The 26,575-nt window shown below is 70.3% G+C and carries 16 protein-coding genes and 2 pseudogenes; 11 read left to right on the top strand and 7 right to left on the bottom strand.

Annotation, left to right across the window (positions count from 1 at the left end; all coding sequences use genetic code 11):
* Window positions 1–125, top strand: a pseudogene (locus D7V77_RS24035) (IS5/IS1182 family transposase); the annotation flags it as partial.
* 72 nt (window positions 126–197) lie between these two features.
* Here D7V77_RS24035 and D7V77_RS24030 read toward each other — a convergent pair.
* Together D7V77_RS24030 and D7V77_RS24025 are read right to left on the bottom strand one after the other, a co-directional pair.
* Window positions 198–1,607 carry a hypothetical protein gene (locus D7V77_RS24030; RefSeq protein ID WP_120578634.1) on the bottom strand — a complete coding sequence of 470 codons (1,410 nt, stop codon included), beginning with the start codon at window positions 1,605–1,607 and terminating at the stop codon, window positions 198–200.
* A 174-nt stretch (window positions 1,608–1,781) separates the two neighbouring features.
* Window positions 1,782–3,815, bottom strand: coding sequence for a membrane dipeptidase (locus D7V77_RS24025; protein WP_120578633.1), 2,034 nt, complete (start codon window positions 3,813–3,815; stop codon window positions 1,782–1,784).
* A 156-nt stretch (window positions 3,816–3,971) separates the two neighbouring features.
* Between D7V77_RS24025 and D7V77_RS24020 the strand changes: the two genes are divergently transcribed.
* Window positions 3,972–5,114, top strand: a complete 1,143-nt coding sequence (locus D7V77_RS24020; RefSeq protein WP_147452140.1) for a hypothetical protein — start codon at window positions 3,972–3,974, stop codon at window positions 5,112–5,114.
* A gap of 3 nt (window positions 5,115–5,117) precedes the next feature.
* Here D7V77_RS24020 and D7V77_RS24015 read toward each other — a convergent pair whose 3' ends face one another.
* Entirely contained in the window at window positions 5,118–7,826 is a 2,709-nt protein-coding gene (locus tag D7V77_RS24015; protein WP_120578631.1) for a hypothetical protein, read from the bottom strand.
* Between the two features lie 74 nt (window positions 7,827–7,900).
* Window positions 7,901–10,540 carry an ATP-binding protein gene (locus tag D7V77_RS24010; protein ID WP_120578630.1) on the bottom strand — a complete coding sequence of 880 codons (2,640 nt, stop codon included), beginning with the start codon at window positions 10,538–10,540 and terminating at the stop codon, window positions 7,901–7,903.
* 133 nt (window positions 10,541–10,673) lie between these two features.
* Here D7V77_RS24010 and D7V77_RS24005 point away from each other — a divergent pair, with 133 nt between their 5' ends.
* From D7V77_RS24005 to D7V77_RS23970, 8 genes are all read left to right on the top strand, one after another.
* Window positions 10,674–12,143, top strand: a complete 1,470-nt coding sequence (locus tag D7V77_RS24005) for an NADH-quinone oxidoreductase subunit F (protein WP_120578629.1) — start codon at window positions 10,674–10,676, stop codon at window positions 12,141–12,143.
* Window positions 12,131–14,794 (top strand): formate dehydrogenase subunit alpha, encoded by a 2,664-nt coding sequence (gene fdhF, locus D7V77_RS24000; RefSeq protein WP_120578628.1) that lies wholly within the window; start codon window positions 12,131–12,133, stop codon window positions 14,792–14,794. The genes D7V77_RS24005 and fdhF overlap by 13 nt, the downstream gene beginning before the upstream one ends.
* A gap of 98 nt (window positions 14,795–14,892) precedes the next feature.
* Window positions 14,893–16,131 carry an efflux RND transporter periplasmic adaptor subunit gene (locus tag D7V77_RS23995; protein ID WP_120578627.1) on the top strand — a complete coding sequence of 413 codons (1,239 nt, stop codon included), beginning with the start codon at window positions 14,893–14,895 and terminating at the stop codon, window positions 16,129–16,131.
* Entirely contained in the window at window positions 16,128–16,826 is a 699-nt protein-coding gene (locus D7V77_RS23990) for an ABC transporter ATP-binding protein (RefSeq protein ID WP_120578626.1), read from the top strand. Before D7V77_RS23995 ends, D7V77_RS23990 begins: the two co-directional genes overlap by 4 nt.
* A complete protein-coding gene (locus D7V77_RS23985; protein ID WP_120578625.1) occupies window positions 16,823–17,989 on the top strand; it encodes an FtsX-like permease family protein in 1,167 nt (388 codons plus the stop codon). The genes D7V77_RS23990 and D7V77_RS23985 overlap by 4 nt, the downstream gene beginning before the upstream one ends.
* 3 nt (window positions 17,990–17,992) lie before the next feature.
* Window positions 17,993–19,150: an FtsX-like permease family protein gene (locus D7V77_RS23980; RefSeq protein WP_120578624.1), complete on the top strand. Its 1,158-nt coding sequence runs from the start codon at window positions 17,993–17,995 to the stop codon at window positions 19,148–19,150.
* Between the two features lie 6 nt (window positions 19,151–19,156).
* Complete coding sequence (locus D7V77_RS23975) at window positions 19,157–19,861, top strand: TVP38/TMEM64 family protein (protein ID WP_233597196.1); 705 nt, start codon at window positions 19,157–19,159, stop codon at window positions 19,859–19,861.
* Window positions 19,858–20,253 (top strand): DUF4091 domain-containing protein, encoded by a 396-nt coding sequence (locus tag D7V77_RS23970; RefSeq protein ID WP_233597195.1) that lies wholly within the window; start codon window positions 19,858–19,860, stop codon window positions 20,251–20,253. Before D7V77_RS23975 ends, D7V77_RS23970 begins: the two co-directional genes overlap by 4 nt.
* Window positions 20,254–20,278: 25 nt before the next feature.
* Here the strand turns inward: D7V77_RS23970 and D7V77_RS23965 are convergent, their stop codons facing one another.
* Window positions 20,279–20,641, bottom strand: coding sequence for a YciI family protein (locus D7V77_RS23965; RefSeq protein ID WP_120578621.1), 363 nt, complete (start codon window positions 20,639–20,641; stop codon window positions 20,279–20,281).
* Between the two features lie 126 nt (window positions 20,642–20,767).
* On the opposite strand from D7V77_RS23965, the gene D7V77_RS23960 reads away from it, so the two are divergent.
* Window positions 20,768–23,209: a penicillin acylase family protein gene (locus D7V77_RS23960; RefSeq protein WP_120578620.1), complete on the top strand. Its 2,442-nt coding sequence runs from the start codon at window positions 20,768–20,770 to the stop codon at window positions 23,207–23,209.
* A 20-nt stretch (window positions 23,210–23,229) separates the two neighbouring features.
* Here the strand turns inward: D7V77_RS23960 and D7V77_RS23955 are convergent, their stop codons facing one another.
* Entirely contained in the window at window positions 23,230–26,250 is a 3,021-nt protein-coding gene (locus tag D7V77_RS23955) for an esterase-like activity of phytase family protein (RefSeq protein ID WP_233597194.1), read from the bottom strand.
* Window positions 26,251–26,265: 15 nt separating this feature from the next.
* Window positions 26,266–26,463: pseudogene (locus D7V77_RS45990) on the bottom strand (CHAT domain-containing protein); the annotation flags it as partial.
* Window positions 26,464–26,575 lie beyond the last annotated feature (112 nt).

The following is a 26,575-nucleotide window of genomic DNA, read 5'->3' as shown; positions in this document are numbered from 1 at the left end:
GCTGCCGGGTGGAGTGTCTCTTCAATCGCTTGAAGCAGAACCGGCGGGTGGCGACGCGCTATGAGAAGCGCGCCGCCAACTACCTGGCGATGGTCCATATCGCCTCCATCCGCCTCTGGCTCTAATTTGCGGACACGCCCTAGTCCCCGCTTCGTGAAACCGGGCCCCCGTGCGTTCGCGCGGGGGCCCGTGCTTTTTCAGCGCCTGGGCTGGAGGACGAAGACGTCGTCCCCCTTGCCCACGGTGTCCAGCGTCGCGAAGCCGAAGTCGGTCGCACCGCCGAAGAGCCCGATGATTCCGGCCCGGCCGTCCTCCGTCACCGACAGGTCCATGGGTGTCACCGGTCCCGTCGCCACCATCCGCGCCTGCTCGAGCTGTCCATGGGAGCGCTCGATGCGCGCCAGGTAGCCGCCGTCCTGCGTGACTCCCGGCAGCGGTCCCCGCCCGAACCCGAAGGGCTGTCCCGCGGTGTACCGGCCGGTGGCGAAGACATGGTTCTGATGGTCGATGTCCGCGTACGCCGTCCCGTTCCCTATCGCCCCCGCCCAGCGCTCCTCACCCGCGCGCGTGTAGGCCGCCACGAAGCCCTGTGGGCCGAACACGACGACGGGCCTTCCCGCGAAGCTGAAGCTGTTCTGGACGTCACCACTGGTGATGACGCGGTTGCCATTGACGCGGGCCCGCACGCCGAAGGAGTTGGCCCCCGGAATCGTCCGGAGCCACACCCGGCAGCCCTTCGACGAGATGCGCTGGAACCGGGCCATGGCGGTGAATGGCAACACCGGATCCGGTCCGATACCCGCGAGGTAGAAGTCGCCCTCGGCGTCCGCGGAGACGTCGTTCAGCAAGCCATGTGAGACCTCGAGGTAGACCCACCGGAGGTCCAGCCCGGGCGTGTAGCTGACGAGGACATCGGCATCCAGGCTGGCAGGGGGAACCGTGACGGGACCGTCCCCGTAGTCGACCGTGCCTTGCTGGTAGGCCGCCATGGCCACGTTGCCAGCGCGGTCCGTCGTGATCGCTCTCGGAGCGATGATGCCGACGAAGCTCTTCACCCACTGCAGGTTCCCCTGGCGATTGAACTGAGCCAGGAAGGCTCCCTCGGGAAGCGGACCGCTGCCCAGATCCAGCCCGCCGGTTTGCCCTCCACCCACGAGGATGTTCCCAGCCCGGTCGACGTGGAGGGCAGAGACGTTCACCCCGCCGAAGCCCCCTCCAGGCGGAGGGGGAGCGGCGAGCACCTTCGCCCAGACAAGCGTCCCATCAGGCCTGTACTTGGAGATCGCCCCGACAAGCCCGGTGGACGGCCCGATGGGCCCAGTCCCGAAGTCGACGGGGGCGAAGTAATACCCGGCGGTGACGACGTTGCCTTCCCGGTCGTGCTCGATGCCCGTTGGGAAATCGTCGTCCGCTCCTCGGATTGGCTGCACCCAGTAGGGCCGGCCCCTCGGGTCATGCCCCGGAGCCCCGGCCGCGACGGCGTCCGTCTCCTGGACCTCCAGCGCCTCCGCCGGCGTGGGTGCCAGGTCCTTCTCTTCCGGCGGCGCGCCGCAACCGGCGAGCCACACCGCCAGCACCGCACCCCACAGCCACGTGCGTCCTGCCATTCTCCGCCTCCTGGGAGCCCGGGACCCAGCTCACCGACGGCGGAAGGTGGAGGCACTGCTCCCAGATGGCATGAGGTCCGGAGGGGAACCGCGCGCGTCGGACGGCGCCCATACGACAGGCGCCCGGGGATGAAGCCCGGCGGAACGCTTCCCGCCGGGCCCTCATTCTTCAGCTCACGTGCACATCAGCCACGAGCACTTGCCGGACTGACACTCGCGGCCCGCGGAACACAGCGAACCCTTGGCGCGCTTGTTCACACACTTGCCGTCGTTCGTGCCCCAGCCGCAGAACTGGTTCGAGGCGCAGTGCGAGTCGGCGGAGCAGGTGCAGACACCCGGGATGTCGCCGCAGTTGTCCAAGGCGTTGCACAGGCTGGACTTGCACTCCTGATCAAAGCGGCACGTCTCCGACACCAGCTTGGTGCTGGGGGCGTAGGCCTTGCCGCAGATCTTCGGGAACGCCGCCTCACGGGTGGCCTTGGCGACGTAGGGGTCGACGCCGCCGGTGTCGATGTCGTTGGCCGCGTCCGCCATGCCGGTGCGGGTGCCGTTGGCGCGCTCCCACATCCGGATGAAGTTCTCCGAGGAGCCCTCCAGGCCCGTGGTGTTGACGCCCAGCTGCTTCAGGTCCTTCACCACGTCCGGCAGGAGGCCCACGTGGGCCAGGCCGTACACGTCGAAGTCGGTGCCCAGCGGCGGCGGGCCAGAGACACGCTGCTGCTCCTCCTGCGCGTCCGCCTCCGCGTGGAAGCCCGCGGAGCACGCGCCGAAGTCACCGAAGCGCGGGCGCGTCTGCTGGATGAAGCCGTTCAGGTCCGCGCCGAAGCCCATGTTGACCTTGAGGCCCTGGCGGCCGAACTCGTACGCCTGCGCGAGCGAGCGCGTGGAGCCCTGGCAGTTGTTGGCCACCGGCGTGCGGTTGTAGTTGCGCGTCTCGTCGTGCGCGGTGCGCAGGCCGAACATGCCGCCCGTCTGACGCACGTAGCGGACCACCCACGACGGCGTCGTCTTCTCGTTGGAGGCCAGGTCCGGGTTCATCACCTCGCGGAAGTGGCCATGGGAGATGAACAGCGGGTAGTACGTCTGGCCCTGGGACAGGGCATAGGCGTCCTGGACGCTCTTCTCGGACATGTGGGCCATGTCGATGAGCATTCCCTTGTTCATCATCTCCTGGACCAGCAGCTTGCCGTCCGCGGTGAGGCCCTTGGTGTTCTTGCAGTTGGCGTCCACGTCGAAGCCGAGCGTGAAGCCGTTGCCCGTGAGGCCGCAGTCCGTGTCGATGTGACAGTTCTCCAGGAACTGGGCCACCTGGAAGATGGCGTTGTGCGGGGCCGCGCCGCCAAAGCGGTTGTCCAGCTGGTGCACGGGCTGCAGCGAGCGCACGCCCAGCGAATAGACGCGGTTCAGCTCCGCGCGCCAGTCCTTGGTGCCGAAGAGCTTGCTGGACTCGATGGAGAGCACCATGGCGAGCTTGCCCTGCGCGATGATCTGCCGAGCATGCGCGGGCGACAGGGCGATCTCCGCCCAGTCCGTGCGCGCGTCGAAGTCGCGGGCCATCTGGAGCTGGACATCCACGTCCATCATCTCGTCACAAGGGCGCTTGAGGTTCTGGTACGGCAGCGCCTTGCAGAGGAACTCATTGCTGACGAGCGACACCATGACCAGGGACATGCCGCCCTGGCGGGCCTTGTTCAGCCAGCCCTCCCACGCCTGCTGATGCGCGATGGTGTCCCAGCGCGGCCACTGGGTGGGCGTCTCCATGCGGCCCAGGTGCAGACCGGTGTCGCCCTGGGTGCCTTCAACCTGGCCGATGATCTCCGACGCCACCGCGCCGCCCACGCCGAAGATGTCGGACAGGACGGGGATGCCGCTCAGGTTCACGTTGCCCGAGTTGGGACAGAGGTTGAGCATGTTGCTCAGGTCCATGCGGACACGCGCGTGGTCGCTCTCCGGCATGCCGCCGTCACAGCTCGCCAGCGTGCCGGTGTGACTTCCGTGGAACCACCCACCGCCGAACGCCTCCTCGGCGAACATGTGGTGGTGCATCTCCGCGAAGCCGCTCACCGCGAGCGGCTGGGCCGCCGCCACGGGCGCCTCCACGGGGGCGGCAGGCTCGTCCGTGACGGGCCCGCAAGCCAGCGCGAGCGACGTGGCCGCGAGCAGCGGTGAGAACAAATACCTTGAGACAATTCGGGAGCGACGCGACATGCAATGCACCTCTCTGGGGGGTGGGGCACACTGGGAGTATCAGCCCCGGTTCCAGCTAATCAATGCTTGCGGCCTAAGCGCGGTGAGGCATGACATTGACGCGACGCGCAACGCGGGAGGGTTGTCACATGCCCGAGACGTGACCATGTGTGCCTCATGGAGGCCACCGACACGCTCCCCGACTCTGCGCTACCGGAGCTGCTGAAGCGCGTGGGCTTCCGGCGGCGGCGGTGGGGGTTCGGCTCGGCCACCCAGCTGCTCTGGAACAGGGTGGAGAGCAACGCCTCGCTCCTCGAGCTGTGCCGGATCCGCCAGGATCTCACCGCCGAGGAAACGGCCATCCTGCGGCAATGCCAGGAGAAGCTGGAGGCCGCGCGGTGGTGTCTGGACAAGCCCACGGGGCGCTGGTCCTTCTCCTTCTGGGAGCTCATCCATGAGGTCGACGGGCTGCTGTTGCTGGTGATGCCCGCGTCCATGCTGGTGCCCCGGGCGCTGGAGATCCAACAGCAGTTCGAGCGCCGGGTGACCGACTCGCGGGCCCACCTCTGGCTCGGCGCGGACAGGGCGAGCGGTCCCCTGCCCCGGAGCGTGCGCCAGCTCACCCGCGTGGACGAGCCCGGAAGCGTTGCTCCCCCGCCCCTCGACGCGGAGGAGTCCCGCTACTGCCGCAGCGTGCTTCGCGGGGCGCTCGACACCGTCAACCAGCAGGTGGACAAGACGTTCTGGCAGCTCTCCATCAACGTCTCGTTGCAGGTCTTCAGCACGCTCCTGCTGCTGGCGGTCTTCGTCATCTCCTTCGTGCTGCTGACGCGGGAGTTGATCCAGACCTGGCCGGGGGAGCTGATTCCCCGGGGCCTGCTCCTGGTGGGCTTCGCGGGAGCCTCCGGGGCCATCATCTCCAACATGCTGTCGAAGGAGCGCTTCGTCGTCGCCACGGGAGCGACGGGCCGCTTCTTCGCCTACCACCTGATGGTGAAGCCCGTCATCGGCGCGTTCGCGGCGCTGATGCTCCTCTTCCTGGAGCAGTCCCGCATGCTGCTGTCGGTGGACACGCGGACGGGAAGCACCGGGGTGGACCCCAGCCCTGCCCTCTTCCACATCGTCGTGAGCGACAACCAGGCCGTGTTCTTCACGCTGATGGCGCTGGCGGTCGTCGCGGGTTGGTCCGCGGACAAGCTCCTGAGCTCCATCATGGACAAGGTGCTGGGCCGGCTCCTCGGCCAGTCGGAGAAGGTGCTGCCTCCGTCCAACCCCGCCAGCACGCCGCCGCCTCGCACGCCGGCGCCAGCGGCGCGGTGAGGCTCAAACGGGCGCGGGGGCTTCGTGGCGTGGCACGGCCCTCCGGGTGAAGCGGGCCAGCGCGGCCAGCAGCTCGTCCGCCATGTGCAGGGCGTTGGGGCGCCAGGGCGCGGTGAAGCGCGCGTCCATGCTCGTCTGGCGGATGGTGGACAGCCACTCGTGCACCACCCGCTCGGAGTAGCCCGCGCTGCGCGCCGCCTCGTGCAGCAGGGAGTATTCGCGCAGCAGGAAGGTGGAGAACGTGACGGGGTCGTCCGCGCCCAACGCGATGGGCACCGGCGGGGGTGCGTTGTCATCCGCGCGCGGGGGGTTGAGTCGCAGGATGGGGTGGTTGCGCAAGTCCATCATGTTGCCGATGAGCAGGTTGCTGGACGGGTTCACCTCCACGACAGTCCCCCGCGCGCCCACGTGCCGGCGCATCGCGTCCTGCACCGCCCGGAGCGCGTCCACCTCCGACGCATCCAGCGGGATGTCCACCAGCTGCTGCCCCCGCTGGAACACGCGCTCGTCCTCCCGGTAGGCGATGAGAAGGCTTCGGACCTGCTCCGCGTTGAGCACCCGGGTCCAGTTCAGCCGGCGGAAGGTGCGGCTGAAGGCATCCAGCCCCACGCCGCCCTCCTCCCGCGCCAGCGGCGGGCACCAGAGGTTGTGCAGCACGTGGTGCGCCTCGGCCAGCACGTGCGGCGCGATGCAGTCTCCGAAGACGGACTCGGACAGCTCGCGCAGCATGTTCTCCACGCGCTGCGGCCTTCCGGGAGGTGCCTCCGCGGCCAGCGCCGGTGGCAGCCGGTAGTCGCCGTAGAGGCGCCACTCGAAGACCAGGTCCCACAGCCGGTCCTCGGCCGGCATCATCACCGCGCCCACGGACTCCGCCCACATCCCGGGCTCCACGCCCAGCGCGGTGGCGTGACCCAGCCGTCCCCCGGTGCGGTCCAGCAGGTAGTGCATGCTCTCGTAGATGCGGCGCAGTCCCTCCATGAGGTGCCGGTAGTCCTCGCCCACGTGCGACGTCAGGCGGAGCGGTGGAGCGCCCCGGGCCTCCCGCTTCGTCGCGGCGCGCGCGGCGCCCCACCGCACGTAGCGGTAGAGCGGTGCCAGCACCCACGTGGGCACGCTCAGCTCATCCGACGCCACGTCCAGGCCCCGCACCAGCCAGAGCGACAGTGGCACCGCCCGAATCAGGTCCACCAGCGCCTCCACCTGCACCGACTGCGCGGCGAAGTAGTCGGAGAATCGTCCGCCCAGCCGCACGCGTCCCTCGGGCACCGGCTCCGCGTACGTGCCCATGCCGTGCGCGGGCGGCTGCCCCTGCGTCCAGTTCCGGCCGGGGTCCCGGGCCTTGATGAGGTGCATCACCACGCCGAACTCCGGCGGGCGCCCTCCGACGGCGCGCTCTCCCGTGCGGCCCAGCACGCCCCGCCATGACTGCGTGAGGGAGGCCAGCTCCTCCGCGATACGGATGGGGTCGTTCGCGAGGCTCGTGCGGACCTCCAGCGCGGCGATGGGTTGGTCACCGCCCGCCACCGCGTAGGACACCTCCGCGCGCACGGCGCGCAGGGGCCGCTTCATCGCGGCTGGACGACCATAGAAGCGGATGAACCACTGGAGGCCCGCGGTCAGCGGCCGCTGCACGTAGGCGCGGTAACTGATGCAACGCACGCGCTGGACCTGCCAGAAGAGCCGGTCGAAGTGCACGTCGTGCTCACCCGCGCGCTCCATGCGCCCCAGGTGATTCAGGCCCGCGCGCACCAGCCAGCGCTCCCCTCCGTTGGGACTGCTCAGGCGCAGTCGCAAGGCCACCGGATCACACCGCCGCCATACTTCATCGAGCGTGGCGGGCGGGTCGGTCACATTGCGGGCCGCCAGCGGGTGGAGGTCCTCGTAGAGGCCGCGCAGCTCATCCAGCGCCGGGAGGATCTCTCTCCGGCCCCGCGAGAGCGCCTCCAGCGTGCGTGAGAGCACGCGTCGCCGCTGCGGCAGCCATGCCTGGGATTCCGAGAGGCCGCGCACGAAGTCCAGGAGCGAAGGCGTCTCGCGGCGCAGCAGGACCTCCGCGAGGACACAGCGGGTCACCGCGGTCGCCAGCAGCCAGCGCAGCATCACCTCGCCTTCGTCGAAGGGAATGCCCGGCCCCGTCAGGGTGCGCGGATCCAGGCCCGCGTCTCCCACGGAGGACAGCAGCGACGCCCACAGGAGCGGGAAGTCCATGCCCGCGCCGACGTGGTGGTGCACCTCCGCCACGCCGCGATCCAACAGGTGGCGCACCAGCAGCGGCGGTTCGATGTCCACGCGCGTCGGAGGTGGCTCCACCGGCACGGCCGCCAGCAGCAGATCCTCTGGCATCGCGAAGGTGAGCCAGCGGTAGTGCGTCAGCGCCTCCACCGCCTCCGCGCCCGTGCCCTGGAAGATGACGGTGACACCGGGCCTGCGCTCCAGGTGCGTGTCCGCCAGGTGCCGCAGGTAATGGAACATCGACACGCCCGTGCGCGGGGCCTGCCGGTGGCTGACGTGGCCTCGCGAGGGAAACCAGAACGCGTCGCGCACGGCGATGATCCGGTCCAACGACCAGCCGCTGGCGTGCTCCGACAGGCTCTTCTCGCACTCGCGCCAGAGCGCGCGCGTGGGGCCGCCGGACTCCGCGTCCAGCGACGGCACCAGCTCCGTCACCGCCGAGCGGAAGGCCCCGAGGCTCGTCAGTGGGAAGCTGGCCACCTCGGCTCGGACGTAGGCCTCAGGGACACGGCGTGGGGCCAGGTTTCCCGGGGGTGGGCGTGCGCCCTCGCGGCTCACGGATGCTCATCCGGGGACGTGGGGGTCAAGCGGTGCGTCATGCCCAGCACCACCCCCGCCAGCGGATCCCCGTCGTGGTCCACCACCGCGAACCACGCATCCACCAGGGTGTCGAGCCAGCCGTAGTACGTCTCCGACGCGCGCCCACCACCCGCGCCGAGCGCCTGACGGAGAGACTCCGCCGCGCTGGAGCGGTTCACCGCGTCGCGCACCCGCTGATGCCGGAATGCCGCCAGCCGGGGCGCCTGGGTGCGCCAGTCCTTCACCAGGAGGTCCCAGCCGTCATTCGGACTGGCGACACCAGACGGTTGGCGAAGCAGGCTCCGCGCATCGACGGCGAGCGCGAACTCCGGCAGCACCTGGAGCGGCAGCATGTCGCGAAGCCAGACCTGCGCCGTCCAGAGCCGATCATACCCGGCGCTGTGCTCACGGATCCGCGTGACGAGCTCCGCCACCGTGTCGCGCACCCACTGTTCATAGCGTTCCAGCGCGAGGGTCAGCCGCGAAGCCTTCAGCACGGAGACGGTGCCCTGGCGTTCATCGCCCCAGTTCCACCGGCCCATCGCCATTCCGGACACGGAGCAGATGTTCTCCACCCACGCAGCCTGGATGAAGCGCGCGCGCAGGGTGGCGTCCTCCCCGTCCCCAGCGGTGAGGAAGCCCCTGGAGAGTCGCACCAGGAACGCGCGCCACTGCGCGGTGAGGATGGCGAACTCGATGAAGGTGTTCCACGAGGGGGGCGTCCACCAGAACGCGGCCTGGACGAACGGCTCGCCGCGCGCGCGGCCCGACCAGAACTCGTGCACGGTGGCGATCATCTCCGGACTCATCTCGAGCGCCGTCACGTCCGCGCTCAGCACGCGGGGCCGCTCGAAGAGCATCAGCACGTCATGCAGGACCATGAACCAGCCGGCGACGTTCGCGGGCAGCGGCGCTTCGCGGCCGGGTTGCTCCAGGTCCTCCAGCACCAGGATCACCTCGTGGAAGCGGCGCAGGTGCACCTCCGTACCCAGCACCCGGGCGTGCGCGCCCGTCCCGTTTCCACCGGGATCGCGCGGCGGCGCCTGCAGGACGCCATGGAGGCTGGTGCGCTTGGAGCGGCGGATGGGCTTGCCCGTCAGGTCCAGGCAGACGCGGCCCTGGTCGTCCTGACGGAGGATGCGGTGGTGCAGTTGCTCGCTGGCCCAGGCCGGCAGGTCGCTCTCGTCGATGGCGTTGCGGAGCATCTCCGAGGCGATGCGGACCACGGACTCACCCTGCTCCGGCGCGGCCCCGGTGGTGGGCGCGGCGGAGCACATGACCTCGTGCCGGACGGCGTGCCACAGGTCCTGCAGGGTGCGCGCGGGCAGCGTGAGCGCGAGCCTCCCCACGTGGTGGAGGAGCGGCTCGTCCGGGCGCGCTTCGGTTTCGCGGGCCTCCGCGTCGTCATTGCGGAGGGCTTCGCGGTAGCAGCGCGCCACGTCGGGCGCGAGGCGGGCTTGCAGGTCGAAGAGATCCGCGAAGGTCTCCAGCACGCGCGACTCCGTCCGCTTGCTGGCAGGGAGGCGCAGGCGCCGCAGCAGCGAGCCCAGCGGCTCACCTCTCCCGTCCACAGGGAAGCGCCAGGCCTCGTGGGGTTCCACCAGGTCCAGCGCGATGCGGTAGCTGGGCGGCAGCGCGCGGCGCAGCGTGGTGGCCGCCTGGCGCCGGGCGATGGCGAGCGTCTCCTCCTGGCCGCGCGCACCGATGCCAGCCTGACCTGAGATGATCAGCTCCTTCTGGAAGGAGCGCTCCATGAAGCGCTGGAACTCCTGGTGTCCGGCGGCCAGGACGAACCAGAGGTGGCGGCTGGCCACCATGCGCGTGAGCTTCACGATGTTGTAGAGGTGCTCGATGCTGCGGTCCACGTTGTCGATGGGCAGCACCAGCAGCACCTGGTCACCGCCGGACGCGCCGAAGCGCGGCATGGACAGCGTGCGCGCCACGTCCTCCATGGCGTCCGCGAAGCGCGGCTGGAAGTTGGCGTAGATCTCCGACGCGCGGATCTGTTGCTCCGCGCGCACGCGGGCATCGGTGGTGGACGGGATGTCCTCCCACATGAACGACGCGTCGCGGATGAGGTGATCCAATTTCCCCCACGTCTCCTCCGCGCCCTCTTCCAGGATGGAGGAGGCCCACCGGGCGGACTCGCCGCGCTCGCCCTTCCCGCGGCGGGGTTGATCCAACGCGGCCCGCACGCGGACCAGCAGCGTGGCCAGCAGGTTCGCCTGCGTCGGGACGGGTTCCAGGTCGAGCGGCTCCAGCCAGAGGATGCGCCGCTCCAGCCGTTCGAGCGTCCGCGACAGCGCGGGCACCTCCGGACCGGGCGCCCCGCGCACGAAGGACTTCCAGTCCCGCAACGCCTGCACGGCGCTGAGCAGAAGGGTCGTCTTGCCGCAGCCCCGGGCGCCGGAGACGAGGAGGCTGGTGGAGAGGTGTTCAGTGCTGGCCGCGTCCGCGCTGCCCTCGCAGGCCGCCTCCAGCCAGGAGAAGAGCTCCCGGAGTCCCTGGCGGGTGGACGTCAGCAGGTCGTCCCACGCGAAGGCCTGCGCCTCCGCCTGGGGCGTGGGCAGGTACGGCTGACCCGCCTCCGGGGCATCGTGCGGTGTCGTGGCCATGGCCCCGGAGGATGGGCGGGGGACACCGCCGTGCGAATCGCCCTGGAGTGAGGAGGGATGTCACCCCGAGGAAGCAGTGCGGGCGCGAAGTCCGAATCACGCGGCGTGCGCATGTTGCGGGAGGAGGCGGCGCATGAAGCCAGGGCAGCACACACCCGAAATCGAATCCTTCTACCACCTGGGGCCTGGCCCCCTGGGGACGCATGCCTGTCAGGGCACCGCCTGCTTCGTCGCGCGCCACCTGGATGCTGCGCGCTGGCGGCAGGCCACTTCGGGCGAGACCCGCGTCTACTGCCTGGGCCAGTGCTACCGGGCGCCCTCCGTCACGGGTGAGGACGCTCGCCCTGAAGTGCACGTCCGGGCCCCCCAGGCCATCACGCTGGGGCGCGTCGCCAGCGGTGGAGCCCGCGCCGTGACAGAGGCCACCCGCCAGGGCGCCTACGCGGCCCTGGAGCAGGCGTTGTCCTCGCCCCCCGAGGCCCTCATCGCGCAGGTGGAGCGGTCCGGGCTGCGCGGCCGGGGAGGCGCGGGCTTCCCCACCGGACGCAAGCTGCGCGCGGTGGCCGCCGCGCCTGGCGCGGAGAAGGTCGTCGTGGCCAACGCGGACGAGGGTGACGCCGGGGCCTATATCGACCGCTTCCTGATGGAGGACGACCCCCACGCCGTGCTGGAGGGCCTGTTGCTGGCGGCCTACGCGGTGGGCGCACGCCGGGGCGTCATCTACGTGCGCAAGGAGTATCCGCTCGCGGCGTGCGTGCTGCACGTGGCCCTGCACGAGGCCCACCGTGAGGGCGTGCTGGGTCCACACATCCTGGGCAGCGCGTTCTCCTGCGAGGTCTCCATCGAGGTGGGGCGCGGCAGCTACCTGTGCGGCGAGGAGACGGCGCTGCTCAACGCCCTGGAGGGACGCCGGCCCTTCGTGCGCGCGCGGCCCCCCTACCCCGCCCAGGCGGGCCTGTTCGGCCAGCCCACGCTGGTGCAGAACGTGGAGACGCTCGCCAACCTCCCGTGGATCTCACGCCATGGTGGCGAGGCCTACGCGGCGCTGGGAATCCCGGGCAGCCGGGGCACGAAGGTGCTGTCGCTCAACTCGCTCTTCCACCGCCCGGGACTCTACGAAGTGGAGCTGGGCACGCCGGTGCGCACCGTGGTGGAGGAGCTGGGAGGCGGGCTGCGCACCGGGCCGATGAAGGGCGTCCTCATTGGCGGGCCGCTGGCGGGCATCCTCCCTCCGCACCTGCTGGACACCCCGCTGGGCTTCGAGGAACTCCAGGCGGTGGGCGCCTCCGTGGGGCATGGCGGCGTGGTGGCCTTCGACGCGCACACGCCCATCGCCGCGCTGGTGCACCACGTCTTCTCCTTCGGCGCGTACGAGTCATGCGGAAGGTGCACGCCCTGCCGCCTGGGGGCGCGACACGTCGAGCGACTCTTCGCGCGCGTGCTGGACGCCGGCACCGCCCCCCGTGCCGGCGCGGCGGACTGGGAGGAGGTCACCGAGGCGCTGCGCCTCACCAGCCTGTGTGGACACGGCACCGGGCTGGGGGAGTTCGCCCGGAGCGTGCTGCGCCACTACCGGGAGGAGGTGGAGGCATGCTTCGGGTGATCATCGACGGGCAGGCTCGCGAGTGCGCGCCCGGCACCGTGTTGGAGGCGCTGGAGTCCCTGGGCATCTCCATCCCCGCGCTATGCGACGACACACGCCTGACGCCGGTGGGCGCGTGCCGCACGTGCATCGTGGAGGTGGAGGGTTGCGAGCGTCCGGTGGCCGCCTGCACCACTCCACTGGCGGAGGGCATGGAGGTGCGCACGCGCAGTCCCCAGGTGGAGGCGCGGCGCCGGGTGCTGCTGCGGCTGCTGGCCTCCCAGTACCCGGCCGAAGCGGTGGCGCGCCACCCGGACAAGCCCTTCCACCGCGCGCTGCGCGAGTACGGCCTTGCGGACGAGGCGCTCGGCACGCACCGGCCGGAGTCGCTGGACGACTCGCACCCGTACATCCACGTGGACATGTCCCAGTGCATCCACTGCTACCGCTGCGTGCGCATCTGCGACGACGTTCAGGGACAGTTCGTCTGGCGGGTGTGGGACCGGGGCGCCGCGACGCGCATCCTCCCGGACGGGCCCAGCCTGCGGGAGAGCTCGTGCGTCTCCTGCGGGGCGTGCGTGGACAGCTGCCCCACCGGCGCGCTGGAGGACCGCACCCTGCTGGACCGGGGCTCGCCGGAGGCGTGGACGCGGACCACCTGCTCCTACTGCGGCGTGGGCTGCGAGATGGACGTGGGCACGCGTGAGGGCCGCATCGTCACCGTGCGGCCCTCGCGCGAGGGCCCGTCCAACCGGGGCCACCTGTGCTCCAAGGGGCGCTACGCCTTCGACTTCGTGACGGCGCCGGACCGCGTCACCGTGCCGCTCCTGCGCGAGGCGGGCGGCTGGAGGCGGGCCTCCTGGGACGAGGCGCTGGGCTTCATCGCGGAGCGCCTGCGCCGCCTGCGGGACGCGCACGGCCCGGACACGGTGGGCATGCTGGGCTCCGCTCGCGCCACCAACGAGGAGAACTACCTGGCGCAGAAGCTGGCCCGCGTGGTGCTGGGGACGAACAACGTGGACTGCTGCGCCCGCGTGTGCCACGCGCCCAGCGCCGCCGGGCTGAAGCGGATGCTGGGCACGGGCGCCTCCACCAACTCCTTCGAGGACGTGGAGCACGCACGCACCCTGCTGGTGGCGGGCAGCAACGCCACCGAGTGCCACCCCGTCGTCGGCGCCCGCATCAAGCAGGCGGTGCTCCGGGGCGCGAAGCTCATCGTCATCGACTCGCGGCGCACGGAGCTGGCGCGCTACGCGGACGTGCACCTGCGGCCCCGGCCCGGCACGGACGTGCCGCTGCTCAACGCGCTGGCCCAGGTCATCGTGGCCGAGGACCTTTGCGCCCCGGACTTCCTGCGCGAGCGCGTGGACGCCGTGGAGGACTTCCAGGCCTTCATCCGCGACTGGACGCCCGAGCGCGCCGCGCGGCTGTGCGACGTGGACGCGGAGGACCTCCGGACGGCCGCGCGCCTCTACGCCACGCACGGCCCGTCCATGATGGTGCACGGGCTGGGCATGACGGAGCACGTGCAGGGCACGGAGACGGTCATGGCGCTGGTGAACCTGGCGCTCCTGACGGGCAACCTCGGCGGACCGGGCATGGGCGTCAACCCGCTGCGCGGACAGAACAACGTGCAGGGCGCGGCGCACATGGGCTGTGAGCCGGGACAGCTCACCGGCTACGTCCCCCTGGAGGAGCACCGCGCCCGCTTCGAGGCCGCCTGGGACTCACCCCTGCCCTCCACGCCGGGACTGGACCTGATGCGGATGATGGAGGCGGCGCGCGGCGGGAGGCTCAAGGCGCTGTGGGCCTTCGGCTACGACGTGCTGCTCACCAACCCGGGGGCGAACACCACGCGCGAGGCGCTGGAGCAACTGGAGCTGCTGGTGGTGCAGGACCTGTTCCTCAACGAGACCGCGCGGGCCTGCGGCCACGTCTTCCTGCCCGCGTGCACCTCGTTCGAGAAGGACGGCACGTTCATGAACGGCGAGCGGCGCGTGCAGCGGGTGCGCGCGTCGCTGCCCCCTTCGGGGGAGTCCCTGCCGGACTGGGAGATCCTCTGCCGCGCGGCGCGCGCGCTGGGACACCCTGAAGGTTTCGCGTTCACCACCCCTGAAGGAATCTGGGACGAGGTGCGGCGCATGTGGCCCGTGGGGGCCGGCCTGTCGTATGCGCGCCTGGAGCACGGCGGCCTCCAGTGGCCCTGCCCCGACGAGGCGCATCCAGGCACCCGGGTGCTGCACACCGACGGCTTTGCCCTGGGCCCCCGGGCGGCGCTGCGCCGCATCAGCTACACGCCGTCGCCGGAGGCGCGCTCGGAGGACTTCCCCTTCGTGTTGATGACGGGCCGGCGGCTGTATGCGTTCAACGCGGGGACCATGACGTCCCGCACGCCGAACGCGCGTCTCCAACCCGGCGACTGGCTGGACATGGCCCCGGCGGACGCGGAGCGGCTGGGGCTCCACGAGGGCGCGCGCGTGCGGGTGCGCAGCCGGCATGGCGAGGCGGTGCTGCCCATGCACCGCGCGGAGGGGCTGCGGCCCGGCGAGCTCTTCACCACCTTCCACACCGCGGAGACCCTCATCAACGCCGTCATCGGCCCGCATCAGGACCCGTATACCCATACGCCCGACTACAAGGTCACGGCCGTCCGGGTGGAGCTCGTGGAATAGCCGGGGCGCGGCGGCGAGCGGCGCCCCGCTCGTGGCACCCCGCCCTCCGCCGCCCTACCCTCATCCTCGAGGGCCCGGGATCCTGGCCCGGAGGTGCCATGGCCGACTCACAGTCCCAGACCGCGTTGAGCGCCCTGCGCATCGACCGCTCCGCCGCCCCCGTGAAGCGCCGGCGCAGACCGCGCTGGCTCATCACCGCGGGGCTCCTGGTGGCGGTGCTCGTCCTGGTGGCTGGCGCGGTGGCACGCCGAGCGCCCACCGTGCGCGTGGCCGAGGTGCGTGAGCCGCTCCCCGGCGAGCAGCAGACGGAGCTGTCCGCCTCCGGCTACGTCGACTCGCGGCGCCGCTCGGTCATCGCGCCGCTCGTCGCGGGCCAGCTCGTGGAGGTCGCCGTGGAGGAAGGAGAGCCCGTGCGGCAAGGCCAGGTGCTTGCCCGGCTGGATGACCGGGATGCCCGCGTGGTGCTGGATCGCGCCAAGGCTTCGGTGCGGGCCTCCGAGGCCCAGCTCGCCTCCTCCGAAGCCCAGGCCGTCAACGCGCGGCGCACCACGCAGCGCACGCGCAACCTCGCCCGGCAGGGCGTCATCCCCCGGGCCCAGCTCCTGGACGTGGAGACCGCGGGCCGCGCCACGCAGGAGTCCCTCAACCTGGCCCGGGCGCAGCTCGCCGCCGCCCGCCGGGCGAGCGAGGCGGCCCGCCTCCAGCTCATGCACACCGTGGTGCGCGCGCCGTTCGACGGCACCGTGTCGAAGAAGCTCGCGAACGAGGGCGCGGTGCTCGCGCCGGCCGCCCTCACCGGCACCAACCTGGGCGGCATCGTGGAGCTGGTGGACCTGCACGCCCTGGAGGTCGAGGCCGAGGTCAGCGAGGAGCAGCTCTCGCGCATCCACATCGGCCAGCCCGCGCTCATCTTCCTGGACGCCATGCCGGAGCGCGCCTTCCCTGGAACGGCGACCACGGTGCGCCCCGCCATCGACCGCTCCAAGGCCACCGCCACCGTGCTGGTGCACTTCCAGTCCGTCCCCCAGGGTGCGCTGCCGGACATGGGCGCCAAGGTGTCCTTCCTCCGCCAGCCGCTGCCTCCCGGGGAGCTGGCCGCGCACGGACAGCCCCCGCGCGTGCCCGCCAGCGCGGTGGTGCGCGACGCGAAGGGCGCGGCCGTGTGGGTGGTGAAGGACGGGCGGCTCACGCGCCAGCCGGTGCGCGTGGGCGAGCGCGTGGGCGACGAGGTGTCCCTGACACAGGGCCCAGGGGCGGGCACGCAGGTGGTGGTGGCCCCGGACCCGAAGCGCCTTCGCGACGGCCGGCGCGTGAAGGTGGAGGCGGGCAACGGATGATCCAGGACGCGCGACCCGAGGCCCCGCCCCCCATGGTGCGCCTGAGGGGCGTGTCCAAGACCTACCGGCGCGGCACGGTGGAGGTGCCCGTGCTGGCCTCGGTGGACCTGACCATCGGCACTGGCGCCTTCGAGGCGTTCATGGGCCCGTCCGGCTCCGGCAAGTCCACGCTGCTCAACCTCGTCTCCGGGTTGGACCGGCCCACCACCGGTGTCGTCGAGGTGGCCGGCCGGGACCTGTCGGAGTTGGATGACCGGGAGCTCAGCGACTGGCGCGCCGCCCACGTGGGGTTCGTGTTCCAGCTCTACAACCTCATCCCCGTGCTCACGGCGGCGGAGAACGTGGAGCTGCCCCTGTTGCTCACGCCGCTGACGCGCGGGGAGCGGCGCCGGCACGTGGCCGCGGCGCTGGAGCTCGTGCGGCTGGGCCACCGCGTGAGCCACCGCCCGCCACAGATGTCCGGCGGCGAGCAGCAGCGCGTGGCCATTGCCCGCGCCATCGTCACCGACCCGGACCTCATCATCGCGGACGAGCCCACGGGGGACCTGGACCGCAAGGCGGCGGAGGCCGTGCTGGATCTCTTCGGCGTGCTCCACCGGGATCTGCACAAGACGCTCGTCATGGTGACGCACGACCCGCAGGCCGCCGAGCGCGCGGGCCGCGTGCACCACCTGGACAAGGGGGTGCTCCAGTGAACTACGTGGGATTCGCGAGCCGCGACCTGATGCGAAACCCGCTGCGGCTGACGCTCACCGTCCTCGCGGGCGCGGTGGGCGTGACGGCCTTCATCTTCCTGAGCACCGTCGTCGACCTCTTCTATTACAACGCGCGGGCGGCGCAGGTGGACCGGCTCATCGTCCGCAACAAGGTGTCCTTCACCCAGCCGCTGCCGCTGTCCTATTACGCGCGCATCGCCGCGCTGCCGGGGGTCACCGCCGTCACGCACCAGGAGTGGTTCGGCGGCAAGCTGGGCGACACGCAGAAGGACTTCTTCGCCAACTTCGCCGTCGACGCACACACCTTCCTGGACGTCTTCCCGGAGTACGTCGTTCCCCCCGCGCAGCTCGCCGCCTTCCGCGGCGACCCGTGCGGCGCGCTCGTGGGGGAGCAGCTGGCCCGGCGCTTCGGATGGAAGGCGGGGGACCGGGTGACGCTCAAGGGGCAGCTCTACCCTGGCGACTGGACGTTCAACGTGCACGGCATCTACCGCGGCGCGCGGCCCGGCGTGGACACCAGCACGCTGGTGTTCGGCTACCGCTGCCTCAACGAGAGCGACCGGCTGACCGAAACCATGAAGGACAAGGCCGGCATCTACGCGGTGCGCGTGGACGACCCGTCGCGCTCGGCCGAGGTGGCGGCGGCCATCGACCACCTGTTCGACAACAGCCCCTACCCGACGAAGACGGAGAGCGAGAAGGCCTTCCAGCAGGGCTTCGTGGCCATGTCCTCGGCCATCGTCACCGCGGTGCGGGTGGTGTCCAGCGTCATCCTGCTCATCATCCTGCTCGTCATCGGCAACACGCTGGCCATGGGCGTGCGCGAGCGCACCCGGGACATCGCCACCCTGCGCGCTCTGGGCTTCCGCCCGCGCGCCGTGGTGGCGCTGGTGCTGGCCGAGTCCTCCTTCATCGGCCTGTGCTCGGCGGCGCTGGGCGTGACGGCCGCGCCGGTGCTGGTGGGAATCTTCGCGAAGCTCATCGCCTCGCGGTTCGGTCCCATGCCGGACCACCTCACGCGCGGGCACACGCTCTGGGTCTCCGCGCTCGCGGCGGTGGCGGTGTCCCTGCTGGCGGGCGTGGGGCCGGCGCTGCGCGCGGTGCGGCTGCCGGTGGCGGAAGGCCTGAGGAAGGTGGCCTGAGCGATGGTGCCGCTCTTCTACAACGCCCGCAGCCTGTGGGCGCGCCGGCTGTCCACCGGCCTCACGGTGGTGGGGCTGGGGCTCGTCGTCTTCGTCTTCTCCGCGGTGCTGATGCTGGCCAACGGCATCGAGTCCGCGCTGGCCTCGGGTGGAGACGCGTCCAACGTCGTCGTGCTGCGCAAGGGGGCCACCAGCGAGCTGGTCAGCGGCGTGGAGCGGGACGCGGTGCGCATCCTCTCCACGGATCCCCAGGTGGCGTCCGGGCCGGACGGCCAGCCGCTGGTGGCCGGAGAGCGGGTGGTGCTGCTGACGCTGCCCAGCGGACGCACGCAGGCGATGAACACGTCGGCGCGCGGCATCAGCGCGGAGAGCTTCGAGGCGCGGCCGGAGGTCCAGCTCGTCTCCGGGCGCAGGCCCCGGCCGGGCACCAACGAGGTGGTGCTGGGCCGCTCGCTCGTCGGGACCTCGCCAGACGCCACGCTGGGAGGGGAGCTGCGGTTCGCCCGGCAGCGCTGGCCGGTGGTGGGCGTCTTCGCCGCCCGGGGTGGCGCCTTCGAGTCCGAGGTGTGGGCGGACGCCATGCGCCTGGGCACTGCCTTCGGGCGCGAGGACTACAACTCCGCGGTGGTGCGGCTGCGCTCGCCCGCGGAGGTGGAGGCCTTCGTGAAGCGCGTGGAGGCCAACCCACGCTTCACGCTGGAGGCCCGGCCGGAGCCCGAGTACTGGGCGGACCAGGCCAGCGGGCTGGCGGCCTTCATCCGCGTGCTGGGCCTCTTCGTGTCCTTCGTCTTCAGCGTGGGCGCGGTGCTGGGGGCGATGATCACCATGTACGCCCAGGTGGCGACGCGCGTCGCGGAGCTGGGGATGCTGCGCGCGGTGGGCTTCCGGCGGCGCAGCGTGCTGGCCAGCGTGGTGGTGGAGTCCGCCATGCTGGGCGCGGCCGGAGGCGTGCTGGGCGCGCTGGGGGCGCTGGCCACGCGGTGGATCCACATCCGCACGCTCAACTTCCAGACGTTCGCGGCGGTGAGCTTCGGCTTCTCCCCCACCCCCGCCATCCTGCTGGGCGCGCTGCTGTTCGGCACGGCGATGGGTCTCCTGGGCGGGCTCTTGCCCGCGCTGCGCGCCGCGCGCCTGTCCATCCTGGACGCGCTGCGCGCCTGAAGGGCCATGAACACCTCTCCCCTGCCACAGGAAGAGCACCACGGGCTTCCTGCCATGTGGGGCCGGGCGCTCCTGCTGGTGATGATGCTCGCCGGCCTCGCGCTGCTCGCGTCCTCGGAGGCGTTCCAGTCCCTGCTGCGCCGGGCCGTCGACGCGGCCGCGCCCGTCATCTCCACGCATCCCGTCTGGGGCGCGGTGCTCTTCGTCCTGCTCTCCGCCCTGTCGGCGATGCTGGCCTTCTTCTCCAGCGCGCTGCTGCTGCCGGTGGCGCTCCAGGCCTGGGGCAAGGCGGTCTGCGCGCTCCTGCTCTGGTTGGGCTGGATGCTGGGCGGCGCTTGCGCCTACGGCATCGCCCGCGCATGGGGCAGGCCCGTCATCCGCCGGCTCACCTCCGCCAGCCTGCTCGCCCGTTACGAGGAGCGCATCTCCCGGCGCACGCCCTTCGGTGTGGTGCTCCTCTTCCAGCTCGCCGTCCCATCCGAAGTCCCGGGCTACGTGCTCGGTCTCGCGCGCTATGGCCTGCGCCGCTATCTGGCCGTCCTCGCCCTGGCGGAGCTCCCCTACGCGGTGGGCACTGTCTACCTGGGCGCCAGCTTCCTGGAGCGGCGCACCCCCGTGCTGCTGGGACTGGGCGCGGCCGGCGTCCTCGCCGGCCTGTGGGCCTTCCATCTGCTGCGCAAGCGCCTGGGTCAACAGTCCTCCAGCCCGTGAGCCCTACTCGACTCGGGAGGGAGCATCCGGGCGTCGAGCTGTACTACCAGACGGTGGGCCTGCTCTTCACCGCGTGGACGACGCAGTTCCGCTTCAATGGCAATGGAGACGGCACGCTCTTCTATCCGGGGCTGCCCTCCATCATCGGTGGCACCACCGAAATCCCGCTGCCCTCGCTGCGCATGAAGCTCATCCGGCAGGGCATGCAGGACTACGAATGGCTGAAGCTGGTGAGTGACGCGGGCGACCCGGCGTATGCGCGTGCCGTGGCCCGGAAGCTCATCCCGCACGCCTGGGCGGTCCCCGACGACGGCGAGGCCTTCGACCGGGCGCGGCTCCAGCTCATCCGGCGCTACCTGCAGCTGTGCCGCAACCGCGTCACGCCGCCGTAGGCGACGGCGTGCGCAGGCGCGCCGCTCACGGGTCGTAGCAGGGACCGCACTGGCGCACCTCGACGGTGGACCACTCCGCCGCGGGACACTGCGTGGCCAGCTCCACCGCTTCCTCGCGCGTCTTCACGTCGATGAGGAAGAAACCGCCGATGATCTCCTTGGACTCGGTGAACGGCCCGTCGCTGAAGCTGAGCTTCCCGTCGCGCCGCTCCACACGGATGCCCTCCGAGTCCGAACGCAGGGAGTCCGCCGCCTTGAGGATGCCGCGCGCCTGGAGCGACGCCCCGAAGCCCCGCATCCGCTCCATCCGGTCCGCCGAGACGCGCTTCTTTTCCGCCGTCTGGGGCATCCCGCCCTCGACCTGCCTCACCACCAGCATGTACGCCATGGCCTGCTCCTTTTTGGGACGCAGCCTATGCCACCGGTCCCACGCGACCGCTACTACCCTAGTAGTCACGGATACTTGGCTTAGAGCGGATATCCTTGTCAGCCCTGTTTGCGAGGCTGACGACCCATGCGTACATCCCGAATCTCCCTCCCCCTGCTGCTGACCCTGACGGCGTTCAGTGGCTGCCGGAACGACGACCCGCCGGCGCCCTCCCCGCTCAAGGCCACCCTCCACCGCACGGCGTACGGCGTCCCCCACATCCAGGCCGACGGCTATCGCAGCCTGGGCGCTGGCATCGGCTACGCGCAGGCGCAGGACGCGGTCTGCATCCTCGCGGATCAGTTCCTCAAGGTCCGTGGCGAGCGCGCTCGCTACCTGGGCCGGGGCCCGCAGGACGCCTTCCTCGAAAGCGACTTCACCTACCTGGGGCTCGCGCTGCGGACCCGCGCCGAGGCCAGCTTCGCGGAGCAGTCGCAGGACCTGCGCGACCTCGTGCAGGGCTATGCCGCTGGCTACAACCAGTACCTCGCGGATGTGCCGGCCGCTCAGCGTCCCGAGCCCTGTCGGGGAGCCGCGTGGGTGAAGCCCATCAGCGCGTACGACCTGATGGCGTACCACCTGGACCTGTCGCTGTTCGACACGCTGATCCCGCTGCTCGGCTACGTGGGCAACGCGCAGCCTCCGAGCGCGGAGACGGGAGGCGAGCGGCTCCAGTCGAGGCCGCTCGCGCTGTCGCCGCGCAAGGATGAGCTGGGCAGCAACGGCTGGGCGCTGGGCCGCGAGAAGACGGCCAGTGGCCGGGGCATGCTCGTTGCCAACCCGCACTTCCCCTGGGAGGGCAGCCTCCGCTTCCACGAGAGCCACCAGACGATCCCCGGCAAGCTGGATGTGTACGGCGTATCCCTGCTGGGCGTTCCGGCGATCAACATCGGCTTCAACCGCGACATCGCGTGGACGCACACCGTGACGGCGTCGAGCCACCTGACGCTTTACCGGCTCAAGCTCGTGCCGGGCGACCCCACGGCGTACGTCTATGACGGAGCGACTCGCCGCATGACGTCGCGGACCGTCACCGTCAACGTGCGAGGGACCGACGGCGGCATGACGCAGGAGAAGCGCACGTTCTGGCGCAGCCACTACGGCCCCATCCTGGCCGGCCCCGGCGCGGATTGGACGGACGAGACCGCGTACACGACTCGCGACGCGACCGAGGACAACCCGCGCTTCGCGGAGCACTGGGTGCGCCTGAACACGGCCCGAGACATCGGCGAAGCCGCGGACGTGGAGCGAACCGTGCGCGGCGCGCCCTGGGTGAACACGCTCATGACGAGCGCGGACGGCGATACGCGCTACGTGGACGCGTCGCGGGTCCCCTATTTGAGCCCCGCCACCGTCGCGGCGTATCGCGACTCGCTCGAGTCCACCCCGGACGCGCCGGTGTTCGCGTCACTGGGGCTGGTCCTGCTGGACGGAAGCACGTCCCGCGACGAATGGGTGGGCCTGGACAGCGAGTCGCAAGGCCTGGTGCCGACCACCGTCATGCCGCAGCTCCGCCGCACGGACTTCGTGATGAACGCGAATGATCCGGCGACGTTCACCAACCCCGCATCTCCCCTGCTCGACCTGCCCTTCCTCTACGAGATCTTCGGGACACGCGGCCGCATGAGCACGCGCTCGCACATGAACCTCACGCTGATCACCGAACAGGGTGACACCGCGGCGGCCGGGAGCGACGGGCGCTTCACGCGCGAGGAGGCCGAGCAGGCCATCCTGAGCAACCGCACCTGGGTGGCGGAGCAACTGCGCACGGCCGTTGTGCAGCGCTGCCAGGGCGCGGAGCCCATCGTCGTCGAGGGCGCTCCGGTGGACATCGCGGAGGCGTGCCAGCTGATTGCGGCGTGGGATGGCCGGCTGGACCTGGACCGCTCGGGAGCCATCGTCTGGCGTGAGTTCCTGAACGGCTTCAACCGCTCCGACCTCGTGGACAAGGGCGCCCTCTTCACGCAGCCCTTCGATCCGGCCCGGGCGGCGGTGACGCCGTCGGGATTGGTCCCCGCGCCGGAGTCCGGCGTGGATCCGGTGAACCAGAAGCTGGCGGAGGCCGTGGCGCTCCTGGGCAAGGCGGGCATCGCGGTGGGAACGAAGCTGGGCGACGTGCAGTTCGCGTGGAAGGAAGACCGCAAGGTGCCGCTGCACGGTGGCGCGGCCTTCGAGGGCGTCACCAACGTCGTCGGCTATTCCGGCGCGAACGCGACGCTGCTGCCGCAGTCCCAGCCGCAGGGCCCGCTGCTCTCCCCCGGCACGGGGCTCACGCCAGAAGGCTACCTGGTCGACTTCGGGACCAGTTTCCTCATGGTGATGGAGTTCACGCCGGAGGGGCCCAAGGCGAACGCGGTCCTCTCCTACGCGGAGTCCACCGACCCGGCGTCCCCGCACTTCGCGGACCAGACGGACCTCTTCTCCAGCAAGCACTTCCGTCCCGTGCGCTTCAGCGAAGCGGACATCCTCGCGGATCCGGAGCTCACGACGCTGGAGCTGACCGTCGACGCCACGTCGAAGCTCGAATAGCGACCCAGGGGCCTACGCCCTCACGCGCCCCACCAGCGAAAGGCCCCTAGATGAACGCCCTGTCCCAATTCATCAAGCAACTCCGCGCCTGATGAACCGGCAACCTCCGGTACGTTGGAATGTGCCGCGAACGGAGTGATGGCGACAGGGCACTTCAAGGCTTCTTGGACCTGCGTCCGACGCAGGTCATCCAGCGCCACCAGGACGTCGTGGGCCGTTACCAATCCGGCCCGCGACCGCAGCGCTCGCAACATCCCGGCAACCGCCTCCAGTGCCTCCGCGAGCATTTCTGACCCGTGGCCTGAGCGCTGACTCCGCCAGCCATACTGCTCACAGACCAGCGCCTTGATCACATCGTGGACTGGCCATGCCAGATCGATGACTGCCGCCGCCCCCGCGGCCAGGAAGCTCGGCGCGAGGCCTGGAATCCGGTCCTCGTGGTCAAACAGGAGACGCTCGCGGTCAGCACCTCCCGCCGTGGAGGCCCACAACTCCACGACCCGGCAGTGAGGCATCAGCAGATCGACCAGATTTCCTTCCACCAGGGAACGTCCGTCCGACAGTCGGAACATCGCCGTCGCGTCGTTGATGGACTCGGGGCGCCCGACGCCGTAGATGCGCAGCGCACTGATTCTTGAGGCGTGCGCCTGCAAGGCATCCAACTCAAAGGCACTGGACGCTGGATTGCGTGGGGCCTGAATGAACTGCTCCGGCGGCTTCCCCCCATGCAAGGTCGTCAATGCGGCTTCACCGAAACACGTTGTCGTTCCCGCTGGAGCCAACAGGCACGCCGTGAAGTCTTCTCCTGAAGGCTGAGGAGCGCCGAGACGACCGAACCCCTCCGAGGGAACATGGAAAAGTCCCTCCACCTGCTCGGCAAGCAGCTCGCCACGCCCCAGGCGGATTCCCAACAAGGGAAGCGCACGCAGGGCTCCCGGAGCGAACACGCGCCAACGCAATCGCAGCCCGGACTGGGCTTCGTCCAGAAGGGACGCCAGCGCTGGGGCCAGCGCAGCTTCAAGCCTCCGCCATGCATCGCGGCGATCTCCAGAAACCCCTCGCCTCGAAGTCGTGTCTTCGCTCGAAGTCCCCAGCAGATCGCCCAGAGCCGCTCGCACTGCCTCAGCGGGGAGCCGGAGTGTTCGTCCTCGCGGCCCTCCCCCGTCGTTCCACCACGCGATGATCAAAAGGGTTTCGTCGGGGGTCAGGGTCAGCCCCAGCAGGCCAAATCCCTCCTTGAGGGAGCCCAGCCTCCGCTCGTTCGATTCAAGGTCCAAGCCAGGGTCCAGCGCCGCTGGGAGCCCCCGGGACGCCTGGGCGCCGGACAACAAGCGCCGGGTGGCGTCGATTTCGAGGATTTCGTCCCACATCCGATTCGCGCCGTCCTCCAGAAGCGACAGGGTGCGAATCGCCTCGAACGCGGCGGTGCATGCGGGGCGCACCTGTTCCTGCCTCTGGCTGATGAGCAACTCCAGGCACCAGGCAGTCAAACCCGAGGAACCCCGAGGACTCGTCTTCATGGCCTGCCTCGTCAACGAATGCGGGTCCAAGGGATGGGGCTGGATCCTCTTCTGAATGGATGCCGGATCCGCCAACAGCACCGCATTGGACAAGGCCGCACTCAATGTCTGCCGACGCCGGATGTATTCATGCAGGCGCCGCATGGTTCGTGTCCACTGTTCCGAGGGCCCGGTGGAGAGCCATGCCATGCGCCCCAGGAAGGCCAGTCTCAGATCACTTGCGGAGTGGAGGCACGCCAGCAGGTGCACCTCGCTGCCAGGACGGTTCACCTCGTGTGAGGACAGGTAGAACTTCAACAACATTCGATAGGCAACGCCCAAGGTGCCAACCGTGACGACGAGGGCATGACGCTTGTCGCCGGAAGTTCCCCACAAGCTGGCCTCCATTCCGCCCAATGCCTGGGTGAGAAGCACGGCCGAAGGAACCGAGCTTGGGTTGGACCGAGACGCTTCGTTTCGCAGGGCATGAAGCGTCACCCCCGTCCGCTCACGTGGCGTCAACGGAAGTCGTGCGACCTCCGAGGCCTTCGTGCCGGGCTCCCAGGGATGCAGTGCGACTCGCAACCGGTGCCAGGCAGGAACCATCTCTCGGGGGCACTCCGCCCATGAGGCAATGGCCTGTGCATGCCGGAGCACCTCGTCGCGCCAGGACGCAGGAATCCCTTCGTCTCGTGGCAGCAACTCGACCGCGATCGTCACCACGCGAAGCGCCTCGAAGGAAACGGGATGAAGGCCATCGAGTTTGGGCATGAGGAGCGCCAAGGCATCGCGGAAGGCCTCGTCCACCCGCTCCGCGGTATAGACGGTGCGCAAGAGCCGCAAACGAGCCGACGCCGCCAATCCGTCCGCGTTCGTTTCGCCACCCAGCCGCTGGACATCCGCCAGCAGGAGTTCGGCCCGAGCAAGTGCCACTGGATGAGGAATGGGGGGCAACCGCAGCTCCTGGATGGCGACCTCCAACCAGAGGTGGGCGGCCTCCACGGACAACCGAATCCGGTCCGCGGTACCCACCCCAGGAGCGGCAAGCACTTCATGGAGCCACGCCAGCGCCTGCAGCACGTTGTTCCTGAACGCCCCCTGGAGACTGTCTCGCAACAGCCGCGAGACCCGGAGGGCTTGCTCCCCGGAGGGAATGTCACCCAGGTTCAGCATCGCCGCTTGCGCGAGCATGGGCTCCTGCTGCTCGCGATAGGAGTCCGGGCGGACGATGGGCTCCAGCGACAGGCAGCTCGTGATCACAGCCTGCTCCGAGTCGGTCAGCGGCCGTTCGGAATGCTCCGACCAGGGCTCCGCGGACTTCCACTCCGGAAGGCCTACGAAGCGGATTGCTGCCCATGAAACGGGACATCCGAAGACCCGGCGAATCCCCTCTCCCCCTGAATCCACCGACGCGGTCGTTCCCAGCAGGTCGAAAGTGGAAGCGAGCCCCTCGGGTCCCAGGTCCAGCCCCAGCAATCCGGCGAAGTCCTTGATGGCCTGCGCTTGCGGCTTGTGCCGCAGCTGTTCAATGAGGAGCTCCACCCCGTCACTGGACCACCAGCGCTGTGCCTCCAGCAGTGCGACCGCGGGGTCTCGGCCTTCAGAAAGACCGTTCCGGTACCTCCTGACGATGGCAGCCGTCACCAGGTCCGGAACGGGCCAAAGCGTCCCGACACAGGTTCGCGCTCCCGCCAGGAGCAAGAGGAAATCCAACCCGAAGGCTTCGTCGGCAGGAGGAGTTGTACCGCACCGGATTGTTGAGACACCAGGTTGGTCGTAATCAGGCCGCTTGCTTCTGCATCAGTTCCCGCCGGGCCTGACTCGGCGAGAGGAAGTGGTGACGCTCCAGCAACCAGTGCTCGTTGTA

Origin of the sequence: Corallococcus sp. CA041A, assembly GCF_003612075.1 — a bacterium.
GTDB lineage: Bacteria > Myxococcota > Myxococcia > Myxococcales > Myxococcaceae > Corallococcus > Corallococcus exiguus.
Note: the sequence above shows the minus strand (reverse complement) of the source record. Positions and strands in the feature narration are given on the sequence as shown.

Bases quoted from the DNA above. Each gene is read 5' to 3' on its own strand.
- D7V77_RS23965 (WP_120578621.1), bottom strand. From the start codon at position 20,641: ATGGCGTACATGCTGGTGGTGAGGCAGGTCGAGGGCGGGATGCCCCAG.
- D7V77_RS24010 (WP_120578630.1), bottom strand. From the start codon at position 10,540: ATGGCCACGACACCGCACGATGCCCCGGAGGCGGGTCAGCCGTACCTG.
- D7V77_RS23980 (WP_120578624.1), top strand. From the start codon at position 17,993: ATGGTGCCGCTCTTCTACAACGCCCGCAGCCTGTGGGCGCGCCGGCTG.
- D7V77_RS23960 (WP_120578620.1), top strand. From the start codon at position 20,768: ATGCGTACATCCCGAATCTCCCTCCCCCTGCTGCTGACCCTGACGGCG.
- D7V77_RS23975 (WP_233597196.1), top strand. From the start codon at position 19,157: ATGAACACCTCTCCCCTGCCACAGGAAGAGCACCACGGGCTTCCTGCC.
- fdhF (WP_120578628.1), top strand. From the start codon at position 12,131: ATGCTTCGGGTGATCATCGACGGGCAGGCTCGCGAGTGCGCGCCCGGC.
- D7V77_RS23995 (WP_120578627.1), top strand. From the start codon at position 14,893: ATGGCCGACTCACAGTCCCAGACCGCGTTGAGCGCCCTGCGCATCGAC.
- D7V77_RS24020 (WP_147452140.1), top strand. From the start codon at position 3,972: ATGGAGGCCACCGACACGCTCCCCGACTCTGCGCTACCGGAGCTGCTG.
- D7V77_RS23990 (WP_120578626.1), top strand. From the start codon at position 16,128: ATGATCCAGGACGCGCGACCCGAGGCCCCGCCCCCCATGGTGCGCCTG.
- D7V77_RS24005 (WP_120578629.1), top strand. From the start codon at position 10,674: ATGAAGCCAGGGCAGCACACACCCGAAATCGAATCCTTCTACCACCTG.
- D7V77_RS24025 (WP_120578633.1), bottom strand. From the start codon at position 3,815: ATGTCGCGTCGCTCCCGAATTGTCTCAAGGTATTTGTTCTCACCGCTG.
- D7V77_RS24030 (WP_120578634.1), bottom strand. From the start codon at position 1,607: ATGGCAGGACGCACGTGGCTGTGGGGTGCGGTGCTGGCGGTGTGGCTC.